Genomic DNA, 2,927 nt, shown 5'->3' on the forward strand with positions numbered 1-2,927 from the left:
ATCCGTACAGGCTGGACAAACGGTCACCGAGCGTAGGTGAGCATCAGCTCCACATAAATCCTGCAGCAGCGCGTGACCTTGGAATTGAAGACGGGGATTATGTTTACATAGACGCAAATCCTGCCGACAGGCCATATATTGGCGCGAAACCGGGAGATTTTTTCTACCGTGTTTCAAGATGTATGCTGAGGGCAAAATACAATCATGCTTATCCTTATAATATTGTGATGATGAAGCACGCTCCGTTCATCGCTACCGAGAAAAGTGTGAGAGCTCATGAGTCACGACCAGACGGAAGAGCATTGTCAGCCAATACAGGATATCAGGCGAATCTGCGTTACGGGTCACAACAGTCAATCACTCGTAATTGGCATATGCCGATGCACCAAACTGACACCCTTTTCCATAAAACGAAAGCCTACATGGGATTTATATTCGGTGGTGAATCGGACAATCATGCCGTAAACACCGTCCCGAAGGAAACGCTTGTGAAGGTGACAAAAGCTGAAGACGGAGGGATGGGTGGACTTGGAATCTGGCAGCCGGCTACAACTGGATTCACTCCGGATAATGAAAGCGAGTTCATGAAGAGATATATTGCCGGTGATTTAATCGACATGAAAGAATAGAAGGAGAAGATATGCCCTACAATGATCCGGATCCGAGCGATCCTAACGTATTGGTCGGCGTTGAGCTTGAAGTTGATGAAGACGCTGCAAAAGATATGGCTTACGTCTTTGCAGAAGAGTTCGCTCGACTTGGGATGGATAAAAAGAAACTGATGGGAATATTCAGTAATAGTGAATATGCGGGAGCGCATCGGGCTTATCTTCAGCTTGGAGAAAATGAGATCGAAACTATAGTGGACGAATGTATCTCAGTGTGGGGCAGCGTCAGAATAATTGATCGCGTTAACAACCGCGACCTACATCAAGAATAAGAAATGAGATTGAGCAAACATAAGTATTTAACGAATTATCAGCAAAAGGAGGAGTACCGTGCCTAAAGTAAAAAATTGGCAGCTGAATCGAGAAATGGATTATCCGTACGAGGGAGCGTATCCTGATCGCCAGTTCGCGTTCGTGTTCAACATAAACCGCTGCATCGCATGTCAAACGTGCACTATGGCTTGCAAGTCCACATGGACATTCAGTAAAGGACAGGAACAGATGTGGTGGGCGAATGTGGAAACCAAGCCGTATGGCGGATATCCTCAATTCTGGGATGCGAAGATCCTCAAACTTCTTGAGGAAGCCAATCCGGGCAAACAGAACTGGAAGAAGAGAAACGGCAAATACACATTTGAAGGAAAAACGATCTTTGAAGCTATCAAAAGAAGATTGCTGCCGAACAGCTCACGAGTTTTAGGCTATCTTCCGGAAGATCACGAGTGGAATTCTCCAAATATTTATGAGGATAACCCAAAGGGAAAACTTGGAAAGGTCAACGAAATAGATAAAGAAGGCGTGGAATTGCCAACGCACAAAACCTGGTTTTTCTATTTAGCGAGAATATGCAATCACTGTAGTTATCCTGCCTGCCTCGCTGCTTGTCCTCGTGAAGCGATCTATAAAAGACCCGAAGACGGCATAGTTTTAATTGATCAGGAGAAATGCCGCGGTTATAGAAAATGTGTGGAAGCATGTCCATATAAAAAAGCAATGTACAGAGGCAATACGCGAATCACCGAAAAATGTGTTGGCTGTTATCCGAGAGTTGAGGGAACCGATCCGGAGTCCGATGGAACTCCGATGGAAACGCGCTGCATGGCGGCTTGTATAGGTCAGATGAGGATGCAGGGGTTGGTCAAGATGAACAACGACGGAACATGGACGAAAGATAGATCCAATCCGTTGTATTATATGGTTCATGTAGAGAAAGTGGCGCTTCCGCTTTATTCGCAGTTCGGAACATCCCCAAATGGATATTACATTCCGCCCAGATGGGTGCCGAGGAAATATCTGAAGCAAATGTTCGGTCCCGGAGTTGACCAAGCTATAGAAAATTATATGAATCCCAGCAGAGAACTATTAGCGGTGTTACAACTCTTCAGACGTTCAAATCGGATAATTTTCAGTTACGAGTTTGAGAAAGGTCCTAAGATCTATGAAGGCAATATCAGGGATAAACCTGTCAATATTTATAACGATACGGTCATAGCGTACGGTAAGGACGGTACAGAACTTTTCCGTACAACCATTGAAGAGCCGATACATGAGAGATCAAAAAAGTATGCAAACTCAATTTAAACAGGATAACGTTATGACGGATGAAAAAAATAACAACGACGCAGCAATCGCACTTTGCAGAAGCGGAATATACGAGGCATTAACTCTTGGATTTCGACCTCCTGTTAAAGAAACTTTCAGAAGGCTTATATCTAAGGAACGGAACTCAATGCTCGCCAAACTGGTATCAATAATTGATGAGGATCTTGTGGATGATGTCTCGAAATTAGCAGTGGAAATGAATGCTAAGATGGAAGATAAATTAAAAAGAAAGTATGACAATCTATTCGGTCACAGCGCGCGTTCAAGCGTACCGCCGTATGAGACGGAGTTTGGGGATAAGAATCTCTTCCAACAACCGCATCAGCTGGCGGATATCTCGGGATTCTTAATTGCTTTTGGTCTGGAATTAAATGTTGCCAAACATGAGAGAATCGATCATGTTGCCTGCGAGTTAGAATTCATGTGCTTTCTCACAAGAAAAGAAGCGTATGCGATACAAAATAAAAAATCGGCAATGTTGAAAGAAACTCTGAAGGCTGAACGGTCTTTTCTGAAAGACCACTTAGCTCGGTTTACTCCAACCTTTAGTCACCTTTGCATAAAGGAAGACCAAGGCGGATTTTACGGAAATCTCGGGAAACTGCTGCGGAACTTCGTTCAAATCGAATGTGCTCGATTCGATCTAAAATCTGGTTC

The 2,927-nt window shown here is 44.0% G+C and carries 4 protein-coding genes; all 4 read left to right on the plus strand.

Annotation, left to right across the window (positions count from 1 at the left end):
* Positions 1 to 629: nitrate oxidoreductase subunit alpha (locus IID12_10210; protein ID MCH8289456.1), on the plus strand; the 629-nt coding region annotated here is incomplete at its 5' end.
* A gap of 11 nt (positions 630 to 640) precedes the next feature.
* The gene (locus IID12_10215; protein MCH8289457.1) at positions 641 to 940 is read left to right on the plus strand and encodes a hypothetical protein; all 300 of its coding nucleotides are present in this window, start codon (positions 641 to 643) and stop codon (positions 938 to 940) included.
* A gap of 58 nt (positions 941 to 998) precedes the next feature.
* Complete coding sequence (locus IID12_10220) at positions 999 to 2,249, plus strand: 4Fe-4S dicluster domain-containing protein (protein MCH8289458.1); 1,251 nt, start codon at positions 999 to 1,001, stop codon at positions 2,247 to 2,249.
* Between the two features lie 13 nt (positions 2,250 to 2,262).
* A partial coding sequence (locus IID12_10225; protein MCH8289459.1) for a molecular chaperone TorD family protein occupies positions 2,263 to 2,927 on the plus strand: 665 nt, incomplete at its 3' end.

It is taken from the genome of Candidatus Neomarinimicrobiota bacterium, assembly GCA_022567655.1.
Classification (GTDB): Bacteria; Fidelibacterota; SORT01; order SORT01; family SORT01; genus JADFGO01.